The organism is Xanthomonas sp. 4461, from assembly GCF_024806475.1.
Lineage (GTDB): Bacteria > Pseudomonadota > Gammaproteobacteria > Xanthomonadales > Xanthomonadaceae > Xanthomonas > Xanthomonas arboricola_F.
Genome location: NZ_JANTYV010000001.1, coordinates 497,817 through 519,092, shown reverse-complemented (window position 1 = coordinate 519,092; position 21,276 = coordinate 497,817). Strand labels below are relative to the sequence as shown.

The window sequence follows — 21,276 nt, the reverse complement described above, 5'->3', positions numbered from 1 at the left end:
AAATGGCCGATAATCCAACGATGACAATCCGACTCAACAAACATATCGCCGATACCGGCTTCTGCTCGCGTCGCGAGGCCGACCGCCTGATCGGCGAGCGCCGCGTCACCGTCAACGGCATGGTGGCCGGCACCGGCGCGGTGGTGGGCGAGGAAGACACCGTGCTGGTGGATGGCCAGCCGCTGCGCGCGCGCGAGGCCAAGAAGCCCGGTGGACGCAAGCATGTCTATATCGCGCTCAACAAGCCGGTGGGCATCACCTGTACCACCGAGAGTTCGGTCAAGGGCAACATCGTCGAATTCGTCGGCCACGAGCAGCGCATCTTTCCGATCGGCCGCCTGGACAAGGAGTCCGAAGGGCTGATCCTGATGACCAGCAACGGCAACATCGTCAACGAGATCCTGCGCGCGGAAAATCGCCACCAGAAAGAATATCTGGTGGCGGTCAACAAGGCGGTCACCGACGAATTCCTGCGTGGCATGGCGCGTGGTGTGCGCATCCACAACGAGACCACCTTGCCGTGCCGCACCGCGCGTATCGCCAAGTTCGGATTTCGCATCGTGCTCGAGCAGGGCTTGAACCGGCAGATCCGCCTGATGGCTGCCGAATTCGGTTATCGGGTCACGCAGCTGCGGCGGGTGCGTATCGACAACATCAAGCTTGCCGCACTCAAGCCGGGGCAATGGCGCAACCTCAGCGATGCGGAACTGCGCGGCTTGTTGCCGCAGCGCACCGATTGGTAAGCCGGTTGGATGAACTGCCGGATGTGCGAGCGGCCAATGGTGCTCGCGCGGATGGATCGCTCCACGGGGTTTAGGCATATCGCCGCCACTAACGAGTCAGCAGGGGGCTGAGCGCGTGATCAAACCGCAATTGCCGGGAAACGAAGCCGAGCGGCTGATCGCCCTGCGCCAGTACGAGTTGCTGGACTCGCCACCCGAGCGCGCCTTCGACGACCTGACCCTGGTGGCGTCCACCGTCTGCCAGACGCAGATGGCGGCGGTGGTGCTGGTGGACGAACAGCGGCAGTGGTTCAAGGCGGCCCACGGCGTGCCGCGTAGCGAAGCGCCACGCGATATCTCGTTCTGCGCGCATGCGATCCTGCGCCCGGACGAGGTGATGACCGTCGAAGACACCTTGCTGGACCCGCGCTTTTTCGACAACCCGATGGTCACCGGCGAAGGCGCCGTACGCTTTTATGCTGGCGCGCCGTTGGTCACCAGCGAAGGCATGCCGCTGGGTTCGTTGTGCGTGTTCGACCAGGCGCCGGCGCAGCTGCGCGAGGACCAACGTGCCGCGCTGCAGGCGTTGTCGCGGCAGGCCTCGCATCTGCTGGAGCTGCGTCTGGCCGGCAAGCAGCTGCGTCGGCAGTTGCGCGAGCGCGAATGGTACGAGCAGCAGATGGCGCAGTATTACGCCGCGATGGAAGCGGTCAACGCCGATCTGGTCGAGCAGACGCGTACCGACCCGCTGACCGGCCTGCCCAATCGCCGCGCCTTCACCGCGGCACTGGCGGCAGCGACGCAGCAGACGCGCATCGCCAACCAGCCGCTGTCGGTGGCGCTGCTGGACGTGGACCACTTCAAGGTGGTCAACGACGTGCACGGGCACGACCAGGGCGATTTGGTGCTGCGCGAGCTATCGGCGCTATTGCGTGCGCATGTGGCCGGTGCCGGCACCATCGCGCGTTACGGCGGCGAAGAGTTCGTGTTGCTGCTGCCCAATGTGGACCTGCAGCAGGCACGGGTGCAGTGCGAATATCTGCGCCAGAGCGTGGCGACAATGACGATTGCGCTGCCGGTGACGGTCAGCATCGGCGTGGCCATGTTGTATCCGCACGAAAGCGTGGAAGCGGTGATCAAGCGTGCCGACCAGGCCCTGTATGCCGCCAAGCGCGGCGGCCGCGATCAGGTAGTTGCGCTGGAGTAGGGGTGGGCGTTGTCCTGCACGTCAGGTGCGGGCCGCTGCCCGGGCGGTACGCTTTGGCGCGGGCTTGACGATGGTCGGTAAGCACCATTGCATCGTTCGAGGTTTCGAGCGTGCCCCTGACAGCGGACTGGAGACTGCAGGTCGGTTGACGCTCAGGCATCAAGACGCCCCCATTCGCTGCGGAGCCCTGGCTCAGGTGTTACGCGGCACTGCAACCGCTGCCGGTAGAGGCGCGGTCGCGCGATGCCACGTTACTTGCAGTAGCAGATAAACCATAGCGAACCGCCGTCGGCTGGATTGGCGACGGCGCGCCCGGAACCGGAGCATACCGGTGACCCATGCCGAGTCCGGGCACCGGCTGCGCCAGCGTGGCGGTGAGCGCAATGGTGGTGTTGGCCGCTCTCAGTCGACGATGTTCTTGGCTTCGGCCGTGCCCAGCACTTCCGGGTGCACCACCTTGCGCCGGCGTTCCAGCACCGGATGCAGGAACACCGCACCAAGAATGATCGCCACGCCGAGATAGAACTGCAGCGTGAGCTCGCGCTGTTCGCCCAGCAGCGCGATGGCCAGCACGATGGCGTAGACCGGCTCCAGATTGGTCACCAGCTGCACCGAATACGCGCTCAGATGGCGCAGCGCGACCAGCGCCAGCGCAAACGGCAGCAGGGTGCAGGCCAGCGACAGTACGAGCAGCAACACGCCATCGTGCAGGCTGGGAAGCATCAACAGATCGCCATGCAGGGATGGCAGCAGCAGCGGCATGGCCGGTGCCAGCACGGTCAAGGTCAGCGTGCCGGCACCCAGCTCCAGGGCGGTGACGGTGAGCGGGTCGGCATGGGTCACCATGCGTTTGTTGAGAGAGCCGAACAGCCCGACGAATACGGCCGAAATCGCGCCGACCACCACCCCGGCACGCATGCCATCGGGTACGCCGCCGACCACCAGCGCCACCCCCGGCAAGACAGCCAGGCCGAACAGCAACTCGCGCGGACGGAACGGCCGCTGCGTCACCCATGGCTCGATCACGGCAGTGAACACCGGCGCCAGGGCAATGCAGGTCGCCGCCACCGATGCGTTGGCCAGCTTGATCGCGCCATAGAAGGTCAACCAGTGCAGTGCCACCAAGGCGCCGATGCCGCAATAGCCCAGCACCACGCGCGTGGACAGGCCGCGCAAGCCTCGCCACACCCGCGGCCACAGCGCCAGGGCCGCCACCACGATCAACATGCGCCACCACACCAGCGGCAATGCCTGCAGCGTGATCAACTTGCCCAGGATCGCGGTGATGCCCCAAAGCAGCACGCAGAAATGAATTTGCAGTTGCGCCTTGCGCAGGTCGGTCGTGGGCATGCGCCATTGTCGCCGAAAAGCCGAAGGTCGGCGCCGTGCCTGGAGCGGCCGACAAAACCTGGCGAGCAGCCGCCAGCTGGGTAGGGACTGCGCACTCAGAACCGAAATGTACGGGTGGGACATGCCGCGCCGGGCACTGGTCCGGCCTGCCTGGCGCTGACCGCAGCCGTGTTGCCGGCTGCTCCCGAACGCGTTCGGTCAACGCATCCGCCGGGCAGGCAGCGATGCCGGTAACGCGTTATCCAGCGGACAGCTCTTTCAGCAAGGCCATCGCCGCCGCCGGATTGCGCTCCTTCGCCGCACTGATGAAAAACACGAACACCTCGCGCGGCGTGCCTGCCGCCGGTGACGTGGGATCCACATGCGGAAGATCGGCCGGGTTTTCGCCGCGTCGCCAGGCATGGATCCGCTCGGCCCATCGTTTCAATGCCGGCGCCGGATAGCCGGCATGCAGGCGCGCCTGGCTACGCATCAGGCGCGCGTAGACGAAGTCGGTGGAAAGATCGGCAAAGGAGGGATGTTCGTCCGAATCGGTGAACACGGTGGCCACGCCGTGGCGGCGCACCAATGCGAGCAGCGACGCATCCACCGCTGCATGGTCGCGAATCTCCAGCACATGCCGCAGGCTGCGTTGGCCTGCGCGTCTGGGCAGCAGCGTCAAAAAGGCATCCAGGTCATCGGCCTGCAGCCGATGACCCTGCTCGAATTGCCACACCAGCGGCCCCAGGGTATCGCCGAGCTCGACAATGCCGCCGACGAAGTCCTCCACCTGCGCCTTGGTGCCCGCCAGCGTGCGTGACTGGGTAATGCGTCGCGGCGCCTTGGCAGAGAACACGAATCCGGGCGGCACCTCATCGCGCCATTTCGCGTAGGTCGCCGGTTTTTGCGCACCGTAATAGGTGCCGTTGATTTCGATGGCGGTGACGTGGCGGCTGGCGTATTCCAGCTCGCGCCGCTGCACCAGGCCGTCGGGATAGAACATGCCTGCACGCCAGGGCGCATACACCCAACCGCCGATACCGACATGGATGCCGTCCAGGGCGGGCGGCGCGGAAGCGAACAGATCGGTCATCGCAGGGATACTCGCTGGCATGAGGTATGCACGATTGCATGTGGCTGGCGGCGGCCACAGCCATAGCCTGGCGTAGCGGGGTTGGATGGGGCGTGACAGCGACGCTGCCAGCGGGCGATGTCGCCTGGCGACACCCAGACGCCACCGCAGCCGGCTACCATGCCTGCTCAGCCGATCGAGACCGCACCGATGACCTGGACCACGCCCGATCTGTGTGACCGTTTTCCCGAGGTGACCGTTGCCGAGCCGTTGTTCCGCCACTTCGGTGGGCGCAGCGTGTTCTGCGGGCCGATCGCGACCGTGCGCTGCTTTGAAGACAACTCGCGCGTGCGCGAACTGGCCTCTACGCCGGGCGAGGGGCGGGTGCTGGTGGTGGATGGCCAGGGCTCGTTGAAACATGCGCTGCTGGGCGACCAGATCGCGGCGCACGCGGTTACCCATGGTTGGGCCGGAGTGCTCATCCACGGCTGCGTGCGCGACGTCGAGATCCTGGCCACGCTGCCGCTGGGCGTGCTGGCACTGGCCGCCTGCCCGCGGCGCACCGAGCGGCGCGATCTGGGCGAGGTGGAGGTGCCGGTGAATTTTGCCGGCGTCCCGTTCGTGCCGGGTCATTGGTTGTACGCCGATACCAACGGCGTGCTGGTCGCGCCGCTGCCGCTGGACAGTGCCGGCGGCGCAATCTGATCGACAACGAAGAGGTGTGGCGGTGATCTTGAACCGATGGCTGACGGGAGGCGTGCTGATGCTGGCGACCCTGGTGACAACGACGCACGCGGCCGACCTGCCGGCCGGCATGCAGCAATTCGATGCGCAGATGGAACGGGTACGCAAGCAATTCGATGTGCCGGGCATTGCGGTAGCCATCGTCAAGGATGGCCAGGTGGTGCTGGAACGCGGCTACGGCGTGCGCGAGATCGGCAAGCCCGAGCCGGTGCAGGCAGATACGCTGTTTGCGATCGCCTCCAACACCAAGGCGTTCACCGCAGCGTCGCTCTCGATTCTGGCCGACGAAGGCAAGCTGTCGCTCGACGACAGGGTCATCGACCATCTGCCGTGGTTTCGGATGTCCGACCCCTATGTCAGTGGCGAGATGCGCGTGCGCGATCTGCTCGCGCACCGTAGCGGGCTGAGCCTGGGCGCCGGCGACCTGTTGTTCTGGCCGACCACCAGCTACAGCACCGAAGAGGTCGTGCAGCGCCTGGCCAAGGTGCCGTTGAACGGCGGGTTTCGCGACCGCTATGCGTACGACAATATCCTGTACGCCGTCGCGCAGAAGGTGATCGAGCAGGTCTCCGGGCAGTCCTACGCCGCGTTTTTGCAGCAGCGCATCTTCGCCCCGGTGGGCATGCGTGGCACGCGCTTCAACGCCGACCATCTGCAGCCCGGCGACAACGCCGCTGTGGGCCATGCCAAGTACGACTTCACCGAGCTGCGCACCGTTGCGCCGCTGACCTGGTCCAACAATTCCGGTGCCGGCGGTATTTACGCAAGTGCGCACGACATGGCGTTGTGGATGAAGGTGCAGCTGGCCGGTGGCATGTTGGCCGATGGCACGCCGCTGTTCAGCGCCAAGCGGCAGCAGGAGATGTGGTCGATGATCACGCCGATCGCCATCACCGAGCCGCCGGTGCCCGAACTGGCTGGCGCGCGCCCCAATTTTGCGGGCTATGGCGAGGGATGGACTCTGAGCGATTATCGTGGCCATCGGTTGGTGTGGCACACCGGCGGCTGGCCGGGCATGGTGTCGCGGTTGACCCTGGTACCCGACCAGAAGCTGGGCGTGGTGGTGCTGACCAATCAGGAAGTGGGTGCGGCATTCAATGCGGTGACCTTGCAGGTGCTGGATGCGTTCTTGCAGGTGCCGGCAACCGACTGGACTGCTGCCTATGCCAAGGCCTTGGAAAAAGCCGACGGCGATGCGGATGCCAGCTGGAAGAAGCATCTGGACGCGCGCGCGTCACGCTCCACGCCCTCGTTGCCGTTGCGCAGTTATGCAGCGACCTATCGCGACCCATGGTACGGCGATGTGGTGATCCGTCAGGACGGCAAGCGCCTGCGAATGCAGTTTTCCAGCACTGCGCAACTGGTTGGCACGCTGGAACATTGGCAGCACGACAGCTTTATCGTGCGCTGGGACGACCGCGGCTTGAATGCCGATGCCTTCGTCAATTTCGCGCTCACTGCCGACGGCGCGGTGCGCGAGATGCGCATGCAGGCAATCTCGCCGTTGACCGATTTCAGCTTCGATTTTCAGGATCTGCTGCTGACGCCGGTGAAGTAGGGCGCCGCGTCGGTCGCGACCTGTGCAAGCGAACCATCGTCCAGATCGCACAGGGCTTCAGTGCGCCATGCCTGCGACCCGATGGTGGTGCGCGCGGGCATGTTCTAAAACGTGTGCTCGGCTGCAGGAAAGCTGCCGGCTTCCACATCGGCGGCATAGCTGCGTGCGGCCTTGCCCAGCACGCCGTGCAGATCTGCGTATTGCTTGACGAAGCGTGGCAGGCGACCGCTGCGCAAGCCGGCCATGTCCTGCCACACCAGCACTTGCGCATCGCAGCGGTTGCCGGCACCGATGCCGACGGTCGGGATGGACACCGCGGCGGTGATCTGCGCGGCAAGATCGCCGGGAATCATTTCGATCAGCAGGCCGAATGCCCCGGCAGATTCGAACGCAAGCGCGGTATCGATCAAACGCTGTGCATCCTCGCCACGGCCCTGCACGCGATAGCCGCCAAGCTGGTGTTCGGCTTGCGGGGTGAAGCCGATGTGGGCCATGACCGGAATGCCGCTGCTGGCGAGTTTGCGCACCTGCGGCAGCATGTCGATGCCGCCTTCCAGCTTCACTGCGTGGGCGCCGCCCTCCTTCATGAAGCGCACCGCGGTATGGAAGCACTGCTCGGCAGAGGCCTGGTAGGAGCCGAACGGCAGGTCGGCGATCACCAAAGGCCTGCGGGTGGAGCGCGTCACCGCACGAACGAGCGGGAGCAGCTCGTCCACGGTCACCGGTAACGCGGTGTCGTGTCCATAGACATTGTTGGACGCGGAGTCGCCGACCAACAGCACCGGGATCCCGGCGTCTTCGAAGATCGCTGCGGTGTACATATCGTAGGCGGTCAGCATTGCCCACTTCTGGCCGCGCCTCTTCATCTGCAGCAAGTGCGGGATGCGTACGCGCGGCAGCGGCACGCCGGCAGTGGGTGCGGTGCCGTAAGGGGCGGGATGTTCGCGCGTAGTCGGTTGCATCGGGAGACCTTATGACGTTGGGTTGGGAGGGCCGACCGGTCGGCAAACGTCGACACGCGCGCGGTCTTTCCTGTCGTGCGGCGGCGCTTGCATGGGCTGCCCGACCAGCGTGTCGGACCGCGACCTTCAACGGCAGAAACGGATCGTTAAACGCTAGAGTGCGAAATGATATCGTTGATGACCGGCAAAGTGCTTCCAATTATTTGCGAAGAATCCTGTGATTGAGGCAGGATATTGCGCATGGATGAGATCGATCGACACATTCTTGCCGAACTGCAATCCGATGGCCGGCTCAGCGTGACCGAGTTGGCTGAGCGCATCGGTCTGAGCGTGTCTCCGTGCCACCGGCGCGTGCGTGCGCTGGAGCAGTCCGGCGTGATCAAGAGTTATCGTGCGCAGCTGGACCCGAGCGCAGTGGGGTTGAATTTTTCCGCCATCGTCTTCGTGATCCTGCGTGAGGGCGACCGCCACGGTGTCGAAGCGTTCGAAGCTGCGGTTGCGCAGGTGCCTGAGGTCGTGCAGGCGCAGCGGTTGTTCGGCGATCCCGACTACCTGTTGCATGTGTTGGTGCGCGATCTGGCGGCGTTTCAGCAGCTCTACGACACGCGCCTGTCGGCACTGCCCAGCGTTCAACGCCTCACCTCTACCTTGGTGATGAAGCATGTGGTGCAGGACCGTCCGCTGCCGCTTGCACCACGCTAGCGCCGATGCGAATCGAACCGGGTCAGTAGTTGGTACGTAGCGCCGCTGCCTTGGTTGTGTGATCTGCGTTCGAGCAAAGCGACGTTGCGGCCCGTTGCGGTTCCGCGATGCCTGCGCCGGTGGGCACCCTGCGCTGCGCCGATTCGGTGGCCGGTACGGCACGTTTGGCTATCGGCCGCTTGAGCAGACCGCTATGATCCGCTGCTTCTTCACTCGGACCTCATCGGGCCCATGACCACTGCGCAGATGTCGGTGTACTTCTTTTTGCAGGCCGCAGCGATTTTGCTGGTGTGCCGTCTGGTGGGCATGCTGGCCAAGCGTATCGGGCAGCCGCAGGTGGTGGGCGAGATGATTGCCGGGGTGATGCTCGGCCCCTCATTGTTCGGCCTGGTGTTGCCGCAGCTGCAAGCGTCGCTGTTCCCCAAGCAGACCATGGATGTGTTGTACGTGTTCGCGCAGTTCGGCGTGGGCCTGTACATGTTTCTGGTCGGTACCGACTTCCGCGGCGATCACTTCCGTGCGCGCTATCGCAGCGCGATGAGCGTGTCGCTGGCCGGCATCGCGGTGCCGTTTGCGCTGGCCTTTGCGATGTGCCCGTGGTTGCTCAATGTGCAAGGCCTGTTCTCGGAGAAGGCCAAGCTGATGGAAGCCTCGCTGTTCCTGGGCGCGGCCATTGCGATCACCGCCTTCCCGATGCTGGCGCGCATCATCCACGAGCGCGGCCTGACCAATAGCCCATTGGGCACGCTGGCACTGACCGCCGGCGCATTCGACGATGCGGCGGCGTGGTGCATTCTGGCGGTGGTGCTGGCCAGCTTCGGCGGCAGCTGGGGCAGCGCGTATCTGGCCATCGGCGGCGGCGTCGCGTATGCGTTGTTCATGCTGTTTGTCGGCCGGCACCTGCTGCGTCGCCTGGCCGATCACGTGGTGCCGGATCAGCCGCTCAGCAACAGCGTGCTGGCGATCGTGCTGATGCTGTTCTGCGTCAGCGCCTGGGCGATGGATGCGATCGGTATCCATGCCGTGTTCGGTGGCTTCCTGCTGGGCGTGTGCCTGCCCAAGGGCGCACTGACCGAGAAGCTGCGCGAGATGATGCAGCCGTTCGTGGTGGTGTTGCTGCTGCCGTTGTTCTTCACCTATTCGGGCCTGAAAACCCAGCTCAGCGTCTTGCTGCAGCCGCAGATCATGCTGGCCGGCGTGGCCATCCTGGCGGCATCGTTCATCGGCAAGGGCGTGGCCTGCTGGGCCGCCGCGCGCGCCACCGGCGAAAACAACCGCGATGCGATGGCGATCGGCTCGTTGATGAACGCACGCGGTTTGATGGAGCTGATCATCATCAATATCGGCTTGCAGGCCGGAGTGATCGAGCAGGGGTTGTTCTCGGTGCTGGTGCTGATGGCGATCCTGTCCACCTTGATGGCCACGCCGCTGTTCAACTGGATCATGCGCCGCCACGCCAACGTGACCGACGCGGTGCCGAGTCTGCAACAGCGGTGAATGCGCGCAGCCGCCTGGGGTGCCAGGCCGCTGCGAGCGGTACAACGCAAGCGAGAACGCCTCAGCGCGAAAGTGGCAATCGCACGCTCGCCAACAGCCCGCCGCCGGAGCGATTGCTGAGGGTCAGGCAGCCATCGTGCGCCTGGCAGATGGCCGAGGCGATGGCCAGGCCCAGGCCGCTGCCGCCGGAGTGCCGCGCGCGTGAACTGTCCGCGCGCCAGAAGCGGTCCAGCAGGTGCGGCAGATGCGCAGGCTCCACGCCGGGGCCGCGGTCGCCGAACGTGACGATCACATGCCCGCCATCGCGACCCATCTGGATGTCCAGCGCTTTGCCCGCGGCGGCATAACGCAGCGCATTGTCGATCAGGATGGAAAACACCTGGCCCAGGCGATGACGGTCGGCGTAGACGCGTAGTCCGGAAGGCGCAGGAGCGGTGATCGTCATCTGCAACGCATGGATTGTCGGGCCAGCCCATTCCACCTGCTCGGCCATCAGCTCGTGGAGATCGAAGTCTTCGGGCTCCAGCACCAGTTGACCGGCGCGCGCCAGCGACACCAGGTGCAGATCGCCGATCAGTCGGTTGATCTGTTCCAGCTGACGATGCACCAGGCGAAGTTGTTCGGGGTCGCGTGGGAAGACTTCGTCCAGCATGCCTTGCACACGGCCCATGGCGGCATTGAGCGGTGTGCGCAATTCATGCGCCAGCATTGCGCTGGAGTCGCGCAATTCGCGTTCGTACTGCTGAAGCTTGCCGCTCATGGCGTTGAAGTCGTTCGCCAGCGCGGTGAGCTCGTCCGGTGCGCCGGCCACCAGCTGCGCGCGTGCGCTGAAGTCGCCATCGCTGACCCGGTGCGCGGCGCTGGCGACCTGTGAAAATTGCCGCGAGAGCGGACGCGATGCGAGCAGGCCGCAGACCACTATCACCGGGATGGACAGCGTCACCATGGCCCACAGCATCCACCAATCCGGGTTGGCCAGTCCGGGCAGGAAATTTTCCACATCGTAGTATTGCTGGAACAACTGCCACAGACGCGCCTCGTTCGCAGTGGGTTGTTCGCGCAGTTGTTCGAGTTCGGTACGTGCAGCCGCTGGCAATTTTCGCAGGATCAGGTTGTCGCGCAGATTGAAATAGCACCACATGCCGAAGGCGATCACCACCACGGTCACTACCGCCAGCGCGCTCATCCGCAAGCCGACCCACATCCACAGCGGCGCTTGCCGACGCCGGGCAATGAAGCGCCGCAGGGCGTTCATTGGAAGCGGTATCCCACTGCACGCACGGTGACCAGCACGCCGGTGATGCCGTGCACTTCCAGCTTGCGGCGCAGGTTGTGGATGTGCGAATCCACCACCCGTTCCAATGCATCGCTGTCGGGCAGGCAGGCATCGAGCAATTCGCTGCGGGTAAATGCCTTGAACGGGGTCTTGAGCAACGACGCGAGCAGATTGAATTCGGTCGGCGTCAGGTCGAGTGCAACGCTGTCGCCGGTTTCGCGTTGCACGGTTGCCACGACTGCGGCCGGGTCCACACTCAGGCGGCCGTGCCGCAACGGCTCGCCCGGCGCACGCACTGCCACGCTTCGGCGCAGCACCGCATGCACGCGCGCGACCACTTCCTTGGGACTGTACGGCTTGACCACGTAATCGTCGGCGCCGTAACGCAGTGCTCCGAGCTTCTCCGGCTCGTCGCCGATGGCGGTCACCATGATGACCGGCGTATCGCCGGCGCGACGGATCGCCGACAGCACCTCGATCCCGCTGAGCTTGGGCAGCATCACGTCCAGCAGCACCAGATCCGGCGCCCACTGGCGATGCAGGTGTATCGCCCGCTCGCCGTCTCCAGCGATGGCAACGTCGAAGCCGTCGCGACGCAGATAGGCATCCAGGATGCTGGCGCTATCGGCGTCGTCTTCCACCAGCAGAACCTTTTTGCCCGTCATGGCGTGGTGCCTGTCGTCTGGATCAAATCTGGATAAATCCCGAAAACAACCTGGACGCTGCAGGTCGAGGATGTCGGTCGAGATTGGCTCGTTTACTCCGACACCATGATTCCACAAATGACTGCGCATCGTTGTTCCCGCGCCCTGCATCTTGCGGCAGTTGCCGTGCTGCTGGGCGGCTGTTCATTGACGCCTGCTTACCAGCGACCGGCGGTGACCGTGCCGGGCACCTTCGGCAGCGGGCAGGCGGTGGCCGCCGCGGCACCGAGCGCGCCGGTGGGTATCGAGCTGACTCTGCAGGAACGCGCATTTGTGCAGGCGTTCGCGCCGGATCGCGATCTGCGGCCGCTGCTGCAACGCGCGCTTGCGCACAATAGCGACTTCCGTCGCGCCGCCTTGCAGGTGGAGCAGGCACGGGCGCACTACCGCATCGAGCGGGCGGCGCGTGTACCCACCATCGGCGTGGGCGCACAACAGCTGCGGCAGCGTTTCGACGATCCGGCCCTGGACGCACGCTATCAGCAGGATCTGGTGGTCGCCAACGCGGGTATCGGCAATGTCGAGCTGGATTTCTTCGGCAAGCTGCAGGCGATGTCCGAGGCGGCGCGGCAGCGCTATCTGGCCAGCACCTATGGACGCGATGCGGCGCGTGGCGCGCTGATTGCCGAGGTGCTGCGCGCCTACACCGCCGAACGGGCAAGCGCCCAGGCGCTGCAGCAGTTGCAAGCTGCCGATGCCGACAGCGCTGCGCTGCTGGCGATCGCACAGCAGCAGTACCGGATCGGGCTGATGGCACGCGAGCAGCGCGATGGCCAGCAACATCAGGCCGACCAGGCGCACGTCGCGGCACTGCAGGGGGCCGACGACCACGCTGCGGCGTTGCGTGCGCTGCAGTTGCTGGCCGGTTACGACAGCGCGCCGGTGCCCGGAGACCTGCAGCGCCTGGTTGCCGCAGACACGTCCAGCACGGCATGGCGTGCGCTGGATTCCTCGCTGTTGCTGCAACGCCCGGACATCCAGCAGGCGGAACTGGAACTGCGCGCGGCAAACGCCGATATCGGCGCCGCACGCGCTGCGTTCTTTCCATCGATCACCCTGAGCAGCAGCGTGGGCACCGCCAGCGACGGCTTGAATGGGCTGTTTTCCGCCGGCCACGGCATGTGGAGCTTCAGCCCGCAATTGAATCTGCCGTTGTTCGATGGCGGCCGCAATCGCGCCAATCTTGCGTTGGCGCAGGTACGCCAGCGCGCCGATGTCGCTGCCTACGAACAGGCGATTCAATCCGCCTTCCGCGAGGTTGCCGATGCGCTCGACGCACACGCCACCTTGGCCGAGTCCGAGCCACGCGTGCGTGCGCAGGCCGAGCGTGAGCAGTTACGCGTGACGCGGATGGCCAGGCGCGTGGATGCAGGCCTGGAAGACCGCACCACGCTGTTGACCGAGCGCCTGCGCACGACGCAGGCACAACTGGATTACCTGACCACCGCACGCCAGCGCGTGCTGAGCCGGATCGCGCTGTTCCAGGCGTTCTACGGCGTTTGCCTGCCCCCTTTTGTTGATTGCTGACGGAGATTTTCATGGCCATTGTGTTTTCCACGCAGCTGTATCGTCGCGCTGCCCTGCACGTGTCGCTGTTGGCTTCCGGCCTGTTGCCACCGTGCCTTGCGCACGCGCAGACCGATCTGACCGGCAGCTCGCGGCTGCTGGGCGACCATACCGAGATCACCGTGGGCGCGGCAGCGGTTGCGGCGCCGCGCTATGCCGGCGCCGAGCGCGCCCGCGTGCAGGCCAACCCGGTGCTGGTGGTCCAGCGCGGGATGCTGTTCTTCGATACCGCGCGTGGCGCGGGGCTGCAATTCCAGAGCGACTCCGGCTTCTATGCGTCGCAATCGATGTATTACGACCTGGGCCGGCTGCAACGCGACAACGACTGGCGTGCGGGTTCGCGGCTGTTGGCCGGCATGGGCGACGTGCCGGGATCGGTCACGGCGCGCACGCTGGTGATGCAGCAGATCACCCCGTACCTCAACGTCAATGCGGAAGCCGAATTCGCGCTCAAGGACGATGCGCGGCGCAATCGCTATCGCGCCGGGATGGAGTTCACCCTGCTGCACAGCGCCAGCGACACGGTGACGCTGGATCTGGACGTGCATGCCGGTGACCGTCGTTTCAATCAGGCGTACTTCGGTGTCACCGATGCGCAGGCGGCACGCTCGGGCTTGCAGGGCTTCAATGCAGGGTCCGGTGTCTATGCCGCTGCGGTGGGGAGCAGCTGGACGCACTCGCTGGGCGATCACTGGGCGACCACGGTGGGCGTGACCGGAACACGTTATGCCGACAACGCTGAGGACAGCCCACTGGTTGTACGCCGCAGTTTCGTCAGCGGCACGGTTGCAGTGACCTATAGCCGCTGAGCGGCGCATGGCAGGGGAGAGCGTGATGAAGGATTTTTTTCGCAGCATGGCGTGGTGCGTTCTGTCGCTCGTGCTGGCCGGTTGCAGCCAAGCGGATGCACCGGCTGCCGAGACACCGCGGGCGGTCAAGCTGGAGCGCTTCGGTGCCGGCCACGACGGCTGGCTGCAGGTGCCGGCGATGGTGCGTCAGCAACAGCGCGCCGAGTTGGCATTCGAAAGCGGCGGACGCATCGCCGCCGTGCTGGTGGATGTGGGCGATCGTGTGCAGAAAGGGCAGGTACTGGCACGTCTGGATGCCGAGCCGCTGCAGCTGCGCCAGCAGCAGGCCGACGCGAACCTGCGTGCAGCGATGGCACAGTCTGGCGAGCGGCAGCTGCAACTGCGCCAGCAGCAGGCCATGTTCGACGATGGCGCCAGCTCTGCGGCCACGCTGACCGCGGCACGTGCGGCGGCGGATGCGGCAAGCGCGCAGCTGCAGGTGGCAAAGGCCGACCTGGCGCTTGCGCGCCGCGCATCGCGTCTGGGCGAGTTGCGCGCACCGTTCGATGGCAGTGTGATCGCACGCCTGCAGCAACCGCAGGCCGATGTGGCGGCGGGGCAGGCGGTGCTGCAGGTGGAAGGGCAGGCGCATCTGCAATTGCTGGCCAATCTGCCGCCCGTTGCTGCCGCCGGGCTGACGCCAGGGCAAACCGTGCAGGCCACACTGGCCGACGAGCCTGCGGTGCCGCTGACGTTGCGACTGCGCAGCCTGTCCAGCCGCCTGGATAACGGCGCCACTGCGTTGGCGATTCTTGAGGTGGTGCGCGCGCCACACGCGTTGCGCAGCGGCGGCAGTGTCCTGCTGCAATTGCCTGCACATGCCGCAGGCGCGCCCAGCGTGCCGCTGTCGGCGGTATTGCCCAGGCTCAATCGTCAACAGGCCAGCGTGTTCGTGTATCGGCCGGCACAACGGATCGTGGTCGAGCGTGCGGTCGAGCTCGGGTCGATCGTCGGCGGCCGGATCCAGGTCCAGCGCGGATTGCAGGCAGGCGAACAGGTGGTCAGCACGGGCGTGGGCTTCTTGATCGATGGCCAGCCGGTGATGCCGTTTCAGGCGCAGACGCAGCTGGGCGGAGTGCCGGCGCCATGATGCTGACCCGGATGGCGATGACGTCGAGCCGGCTGACGTTGTTTGCGGCAGTGATGATCCTGGTTGGCGGCATCGTGGCGTTTCTCGGCTTTCCCTCGCAGGAAGAACCGTCGGTCACCGTCCGCGACACTGTCGTGTCGGCCTCGTTTCCGGGCATGCCCAGCGAGCAGGTGGAAACCCTGTTGGCGCGCCCGATCGAAGAGCGCTTGCGCGAACTGGCCGGCATCAAGCGCATCGTGACCACGGTGCGGCCCGGCAACGCGATCGTGCAGCTGACCGCCTACGACGACGTGCAGGATCTGCCGGCGTTGTGGCAGCGCGTGCGCGCCAAGGCGACCGAGGCCGGTGCGCAGCTGCCTGCGGGAACGCTCGGGCCATTGATCGACGACGACTTCGGCCGGGTGTCGGTGGCCTCGATTGCGGTGACGGCGCCGGGCTTTTCGATGAGCGAGATGCGTGCGCCGCTGCGGCGCATGCGTGAGCAGCTGTACACCTTGCCGGGCGTGGAGCAGGTGAGGTTGTACGGGCTGCAGGACGAGCGTGTCTACGTGGCGTTCGATCGCGCGCGGCTGCTGGCCACCGGCCTGAGCCCGGCCGGCGTGATGGCGCAGTTGCGCTCGCAGAATGTGGTGGCCTCCGGCGGGCAGACGACGGTGTCGGGGCTGGCGATGACGGTTGCGACTTCCGGTGAGATACGCACGCCTGCGCAGTTGCAGAACCTGTTGCTGACCTTGCCGACAGCTGACGCCACCGGCGCGCGCGAGGTGACCTTGGGCGAGCTGGCGCAGGTGCAGGTGATGCCGGCCGACCTGCCGGAAAGCGCGGCCGTCTACCAGGGCCAGCCAGCGGTGGTGGTGTCGGTGGCGATGAAGCCTGGCAGCAATATCGCCGAGTTCGGTAAAACGCTGCGCGCCAAGCTGGACGAGACCGCGCACCAGCTACCCGCAGGGTTCGCGCAACACGTGGTCACCTTCCAGGCCGACGTGGTCGAGCGCGAGATGGACAAGATGCACCACGTCATGGGCGAAACCATTGTCATCGTCATGGCGGTGGTGATGCTGTTCCTGGGCTGGCGCACCGGCTTGATCGTCGGCGCGATCGTGCCGCTGACCATCTTCGCCTCGCTGATCGTGATGCGTGTGCTGAGCGTGGAACTGCAGACGGTATCGATCGCGGCGATCATCCTGGCGCTGGGCCTGCTGGTGGACAACGGCATCGTCATTGCCGAAGACATCGAGCGCCGCCTGGTCGCCGGGGAAGAGCGACGTCAGGCCTGCATCGCTGCCGGCCGCACCCTGGCCACCCCGTTGCTGACCTCCTCGTTGGTGATCGTGCTGGCGTTCTCGCCGTTCTTCTTCGGCCAGACCAGCACCAACGAATACCTGCGCTCGCTGGCGACCGTGCTCGGCGTGACCTTGCTGGGGTCGTGGCTGCTCAGCATCACGGTGACGCCGCTGTTGTGCATGTATTTCGCCAAGGTGCACGTCGCGCACAGCAGCGAGCAGGCGCCGTCGCGGTTCTATCGCGGCTACCGCCGCCTCATCGAGCGCGTGCTGATGCACAAGACGCTGTTCATCGCCGGCATGGTGGCGATGCTGGCGGTGGCGGTCACGGTGCTGGTGTCGATTCCTTACGATTTCCTGCCCAAGTCCGATCGTCTGCAGTTCCAGATGCCGGTGACCTTGCAGGCGGGCACAGATTCGCGTGAAACCCTGCGCACGGTGAGCGAGTTGAGCCGTTGGTTGGCCGATCGCCGCGCCAACCCGGAGGTTGCCGACAGCATCGGCTATGTCGCCGACGGCGGCCCGCGCATCGTCTTGGGCCTGAATCCACCATTGCCGGCGGCCAATATGGCGTATTTCACCGTGAGCGTGCGGCCCGGCACCGACATCGATGCAGTCATTGCACGGGTACGCGCGCATGTCCGCAGCGCCTTCCCCGCGGTACGCGCCGAACCGAAGCGGTTTTCGCTGGGCGCGACCGAAGCCGGGATGGCGGTGTATCGGGTGGTCGGCCCCGACGAAGCGGTACTGCGCAGCAGTGCGGTGGCCATTGCAAAGGCGCTGCGCGCAGTGCCGGGCACCGTGGATGTACAGGACGACTGGCAGGCGCGTATTCCACGCTACGTGGTGCAGGTGGACCAGCTCAGGGCGCGGCGTGCCGGCGTGAGCAGCGAAGATGTCGCCCAAGCGCTGCAGGCGCGCTACAGCGGCGTGGACGCCTCGTTGCTGCGCGACGACGGCAGCTCGGCAGCGATCGTATTGCGTGGCAGTGCGCAGGAGCGCGCGGCCGATGGCACGCCCGGCGACACCCTGGTGTACCCGCAAGCCGGTGGTGCGCCGGTGCCGCTGGCGGCAGTGGCCACGGTGCTGCGCGACAGCGAGCCTTCGGCGATCCAGCGGCGCAACCTGAGTCGAGCGATCACGGTCACCGCACGCAATCCAGGGTTGACTGCGACCGACATCGTCGAGCGGCTGTCGGCGCCGATGGCCGCGCTCAAGCTGCCGCCCGGCTATCGGCTGGAGATCGGTGGCGAGCTGGAGGATTCTGCGGAGGCCAATCAGGCCCTGCTGCAGTACATGCCGCACGCACTGGGCGCCATCCTGCTGCTGTTCGTGTGGCAGTTCAACTCGTTCCGCAAGCTGTTCATCGTGATGTCGGCGGTGCCGTTCGTGCTGATCGGTGCGGCATTGGCGCTGGTGATCACCGGGTATCCGTTCGGCTTCATGGCCACCTTCGGCTTGCTGGCGCTGGCCGGGATCATCGTCAACAACGCGGTACTGCTGCTGGAGCGCATCGAGGCCGAACTGGCCGATGGCCTGCCGCGCCGCGAAGCGGTGGTCACTGCAGCGGTCAAGCGCCTGCGTCCGATCGTGATGACCAAGCTCACCTGCATCGTCGGCCTGATCCCGCTGATGCTGTTCGCAGGCCCGCTGTGGACCGGCATGGCCATCACCATGATCGGAGGCCTGGCGCTGGGCACCTTGGTAACGCTGGGCTTGATTCCGATCCTGTACGACGTGCTGTTCGGCCTGCACCTGCCGGGGCGTGGAGCGGATGCGGCGTAAATCAGGGTCGGCAAAGGTGTTCGGTGGCGTACGCTGGACGGTGCTGGCACCGCGGTCTGCGGCATCGTCCATCATCGGTCGGGCAGCATGTCGCAGCGTGCTGCATGCAGCGGTTGTGCGGGCAGGTTGCTGCGCCGTTGGCGCCTGACCGTGCCACTGCGATGCAGGCGCGGCCTGCGCGCGCCATACTTGGCGTCGAAACAGGCGACCAAGACCCGATGACCAAGGCCAAGAAGAAAGCTGCGCAGCAGGTGGCGCCCGCGCCCGCGCCGGTGTATCAGCTGCATGTTTCGCTGGTGGATAGCGCACCGTTGATCTGGCGGCGCGTGCTGGTGCCGGGGGCGCTGCGCCTGGCCACGCTGCATCGCGTGCTGCAACCGGTGATGGGCTGGAACGCTGCGCATCCTTACGAATTCGACCTGGGCGGCGGCCGCTACGGCGAGTCCGGGCTGGATGTTCCGGACCGACCGCGGCTCAAGCATGCGGCCCGTGCCACGCTGGAAAGCGCAGTGGGCGAGCTGGAGCGGTTCGACTATTTCTACGGTCGCGGCGAGGGCTGGCAGCACCGCGTCCAGGTCGAGGCGATCCTGCCGCCTGATGCGGGCTTGCGCGCAGCGCGTTGCGTGGATGGTGCCAATGCCTGCCCTCCGGACAGCAGCGAAGGAATCGACAGTTACCAGGCGTTGCTGCAGATCATCGCCGACCCGGATCATGCGCAACACGTGCAGGAGCTGGCCACCCTGGGGGGGCGCCTGGATCCAGGCCGTTTCGAGCTGGACGAGATCAATCGTTTGCTTGCGCGTGTTCGCGACTGACGCCTCCTGACCTGCCGTGTTATCCAGGCCATGCATGGCCTTGGCAGTCCGATGCGACGGACCCGCTTGCCCGTCGCGTGCATGGCAGCCTGCCGTGCACGCGATGATGCACACGTCCAACGCCAGCGCCACTGCAGCTTGACGCGCGATCAGCTAGCCTGATCGCCCGGTGTTTCCCGAAAGTGTCTGCAATGTTCCGCTGGTTCGAGTCCCTGATCGATATCTTCCCGCCCATCGAGCGGGAGATGCCGCCCCGCAGTGTGTGGCGTTTCTATCTGCATTATCTGCGGCCGTTATGGCCGATCCTGCTGGCCACGCTGATCGCCGGACTGTTGCTGGCCTTGGTGGAAGTGGCGATGTTCGACTTCCTCGGGCGCATCGTGGACATGCTGGCCGAGCGGCCCGGGGCGGACTTCTTCCGCCGTCATGCCGGCGAACTGCTCTGGATGGCGGCGATCACGCTGGTGGCGCGGCCGCTGTTCACCGGGCTGCACAATCTGCTGGTCAACCAGGCGATCGTGCCGGGCCTGAGCAACCGCTCGCGTTGGTTGATGCACAACTACGTGGTGCGGCAGAGCCTGGGCTTTTTCAACAACGATTTCGCCGGGCGCATCGCCAACCGGGTGATGCAGACCGGTACCTCGTTGCGCGAGTCGGCGGTGCAGATGGTCGATGCGCTCTGGTACATCGTGGTCTATACCGGCAGCGCGCTGTGGTTGTTCGCGCAGGCCGACCCCTGGCTGATGGCGCCGCTGCTGATCTGGCTGGTGGTGTATGTCGGGTTGATGGCGTTCTTCGTGCCGCGCATGAAGGCGCGCGCCTGGGTGGCATCGGATGCGCGCTCCAAGGCGACCGGACGCATCGTCGATGGTTACACCAACATTTCCACGCTCAAGCTGTTCGCCCATGCCGGCCGCGAACAAGCCTATGTGCGCGACGCGATCGACGAACTGGCGGTCAAGCATCGCAGGCAGACGCGCGTGACCACGGCGATGGACACCGCCATTGCCGTTGCCAACGGCTTCCTGATCGTCGGCACCTGCGCACTGGCGCTGTGGCTGTGGAGCCGCGGGCAGATCAGCGTCGGCGCGATCACCCTGGCCACGGGCCTGGTGATCCGCATCCACAACATGTCCGGCTGGATCATGTGGACGGTCAACGGCATCTTCGAAGACATCGGCAGCGTGCAGGACGGCATGCAGACCATTTCGCAGCCGGTGCTGGTGCAGGACGCGCCCGATGCGGTGCCGCTGCAGGTGACGCAAGGACAAGTGCAGTTCGAGCACATCCATTTCCATTACGGCAAGCGCGGCGGGGTGATCGCAGGGCTGGATCTGCAGGTGCGCGCCGGCGAGAAAATCGGCCTGGTCGGGCCATCGGGTGCGGGCAAGTCGACCCTGGTCAACGTACTGCTGCGCCTGTACGACCTGGAGCAGGGACGCATCCTCATCGACGGGCAGGACATCGCCCAGGTCACCCAGGAAAGCCTGCGCGGGCAGATCGGCCTGGTGACCCAGGACACCTCGCTGCTGCATCGCTCGATCCGCGACAACCTGCTGTATGGCCGGCCGCAGGCCAGCGATGCGCAGATGCTGGAAGCGGTGCGCAAGGCGCGCGCGGAAGGCTTCATCGACACGCTGGTCGATGGCGAAGGCCGGCGCGGCTTCGATGCCTATGTGGGCGAACGCGGGGTCAAGCTGTCGGGCGGTCAACGGCAGCGCATCGCCATTGCGCGCGTGTTGTTGAAGGACGCACCGATCCTGATCCTGGACGAGGCCACCTCGGCGCTGGATTCGGAAGTGGAAGCGGCGATCCAGGACAGCCTGGACGCGTTGATGGGCAACAAGACGGTGATTGCGATTGCGCACCGGCTGTCCACCATCGCGCGCATGGACCGGCTGGTGGTGATGGATGCCGGACGCATCGTCGAGACCGGCACGCATGCGCAACTGATCGCGCAGGGCGGCCTGTATGCACGCCTGTGGGCGCGGCAGACCGGCGGGTTTGTGGCGGCGGGTGGATGATGAGCTTGCTTGGGGGGATTGTTTAAGAACGGCAGCAACGGCGTTGGCAAGCCCGCTCTCCTGTGGGAGAGGGGTTGGGGTGAGGGTACGGG

At 65.7% G+C, this 21,276-nt stretch carries 17 protein-coding genes and 1 other RNA gene; 12 read left to right on the top strand and 6 right to left on the bottom strand.

Annotation, left to right across the window (positions count from 1 at the left end; genetic code table 11):
* Positions 1–20: 20 nt before the first annotated feature.
* Both FHY19_RS02100 and FHY19_RS02095 read left to right on the top strand, forming a co-directional pair.
* The gene (locus tag FHY19_RS02100) at positions 21–743 is read left to right on the top strand and encodes a pseudouridine synthase (RefSeq protein WP_259151406.1); all 723 of its coding nucleotides are present in this window, start codon (positions 21–23) and stop codon (positions 741–743) included.
* Between the two features lie 115 nt (positions 744–858).
* The gene (locus FHY19_RS02095) at positions 859–1,929 is read left to right on the top strand and encodes a sensor domain-containing diguanylate cyclase (RefSeq protein ID WP_259161141.1); all 1,071 of its coding nucleotides are present in this window, start codon (positions 859–861) and stop codon (positions 1,927–1,929) included.
* A 402-nt stretch (positions 1,930–2,331) separates the two neighbouring features.
* On the opposite strand, the gene FHY19_RS02090 is transcribed toward FHY19_RS02095, so the two are convergent.
* The 3 genes from FHY19_RS02090 to FHY19_RS02080 all read right to left on the bottom strand — a co-directional run bounded on the left by FHY19_RS02090 (position 2,332) and on the right by FHY19_RS02080 (position 4,351).
* The gene (locus FHY19_RS02090; protein WP_259161140.1) at positions 2,332–3,279 is read right to left on the bottom strand and encodes a DMT family transporter; all 948 of its coding nucleotides are present in this window, start codon (positions 3,277–3,279) and stop codon (positions 2,332–2,334) included.
* 46 nt (positions 3,280–3,325) lie between these two features.
* A non-coding RNA gene (locus FHY19_RS02085) (sX9 sRNA) lies at positions 3,326–3,402 on the bottom strand.
* A 115-nt stretch (positions 3,403–3,517) separates the two neighbouring features.
* Positions 3,518–4,351: a DUF72 domain-containing protein gene (locus FHY19_RS02080; protein ID WP_259161138.1), complete on the bottom strand. Its 834-nt coding sequence runs from the start codon at positions 4,349–4,351 to the stop codon at positions 3,518–3,520.
* 189 nt (positions 4,352–4,540) lie between these two features.
* Here FHY19_RS02080 and rraA point away from each other — a divergent pair, with 189 nt between their 5' ends.
* Together rraA and FHY19_RS02070 are read left to right on the top strand one after the other, a co-directional pair.
* A complete protein-coding gene (gene rraA / locus FHY19_RS02075) occupies positions 4,541–5,035 on the top strand; it encodes a ribonuclease E activity regulator RraA (protein WP_259163850.1) in 495 nt (164 codons plus the stop codon).
* Positions 5,036–5,057: 22 nt separating this feature from the next.
* Entirely contained in the window at positions 5,058–6,632 is a 1,575-nt protein-coding gene (locus FHY19_RS02070; protein ID WP_259161136.1) for a serine hydrolase, read from the top strand.
* Between the two features lie 104 nt (positions 6,633–6,736).
* Here FHY19_RS02070 and panB read toward each other — a convergent pair whose 3' ends face one another.
* Complete coding sequence (gene panB, locus FHY19_RS02065) at positions 6,737–7,594, bottom strand: 3-methyl-2-oxobutanoate hydroxymethyltransferase (RefSeq protein ID WP_259151400.1); 858 nt, start codon at positions 7,592–7,594, stop codon at positions 6,737–6,739.
* Between the two features lie 240 nt (positions 7,595–7,834).
* Between panB and FHY19_RS02060 the strand changes: the two genes are divergently transcribed.
* Both FHY19_RS02060 and FHY19_RS02055 read left to right on the top strand, forming a co-directional pair.
* Positions 7,835–8,296: an Lrp/AsnC family transcriptional regulator gene (locus tag FHY19_RS02060; RefSeq protein ID WP_259151399.1), complete on the top strand. Its 462-nt coding sequence runs from the start codon at positions 7,835–7,837 to the stop codon at positions 8,294–8,296.
* 231 nt (positions 8,297–8,527) lie between these two features.
* A complete protein-coding gene (locus FHY19_RS02055) occupies positions 8,528–9,793 on the top strand; it encodes a cation:proton antiporter (RefSeq protein WP_259161133.1) in 1,266 nt (421 codons plus the stop codon).
* Positions 9,794–9,854: 61 nt separating this feature from the next.
* Here the strand turns inward: FHY19_RS02055 and FHY19_RS02050 are convergent, their stop codons facing one another.
* Entirely contained in the window at positions 9,855–11,048 is a 1,194-nt protein-coding gene (locus FHY19_RS02050; RefSeq protein ID WP_259161131.1) for an ATP-binding protein, read from the bottom strand.
* Positions 11,045–11,734, bottom strand: coding sequence for a response regulator (locus tag FHY19_RS02045; protein ID WP_259151393.1), 690 nt, complete (start codon positions 11,732–11,734; stop codon positions 11,045–11,047). The genes FHY19_RS02050 and FHY19_RS02045 overlap by 4 nt, the downstream gene beginning before the upstream one ends.
* 105 nt (positions 11,735–11,839) lie before the next feature.
* Between FHY19_RS02045 and FHY19_RS02040 the strand changes: the two genes are divergently transcribed.
* The 6 genes from FHY19_RS02040 (at position 11,840) to FHY19_RS02015 (ending at position 21,184) form a co-directional block, all read left to right on the top strand.
* Complete coding sequence (locus FHY19_RS02040) at positions 11,840–13,300, top strand: efflux transporter outer membrane subunit (RefSeq protein WP_259161129.1); 1,461 nt, start codon at positions 11,840–11,842, stop codon at positions 13,298–13,300.
* A gap of 11 nt (positions 13,301–13,311) precedes the next feature.
* Positions 13,312–14,148, top strand: a complete 837-nt coding sequence (locus FHY19_RS02035; RefSeq protein ID WP_326521101.1) for a MipA/OmpV family protein — start codon at positions 13,312–13,314, stop codon at positions 14,146–14,148.
* A 25-nt stretch (positions 14,149–14,173) separates the two neighbouring features.
* Positions 14,174–15,277: an efflux RND transporter periplasmic adaptor subunit gene (locus tag FHY19_RS02030; RefSeq protein WP_259161127.1), complete on the top strand. Its 1,104-nt coding sequence runs from the start codon at positions 14,174–14,176 to the stop codon at positions 15,275–15,277.
* Positions 15,274–18,345 (top strand): efflux RND transporter permease subunit, encoded by a 3,072-nt coding sequence (locus tag FHY19_RS02025; protein WP_259161126.1) that lies wholly within the window; start codon positions 15,274–15,276, stop codon positions 18,343–18,345. Before FHY19_RS02030 ends, FHY19_RS02025 begins: the two co-directional genes overlap by 4 nt.
* Positions 18,346–18,563: 218 nt before the next feature.
* Positions 18,564–19,160: a plasmid pRiA4b ORF-3 family protein gene (locus FHY19_RS02020; protein WP_259161125.1), complete on the top strand. Its 597-nt coding sequence runs from the start codon at positions 18,564–18,566 to the stop codon at positions 19,158–19,160.
* Positions 19,161–19,351: 191 nt separating this feature from the next.
* Positions 19,352–21,184: an ABC transporter ATP-binding protein gene (locus FHY19_RS02015; protein WP_259163841.1), complete on the top strand. Its 1,833-nt coding sequence runs from the start codon at positions 19,352–19,354 to the stop codon at positions 21,182–21,184.
* Positions 21,185–21,276 lie beyond the last annotated feature (92 nt).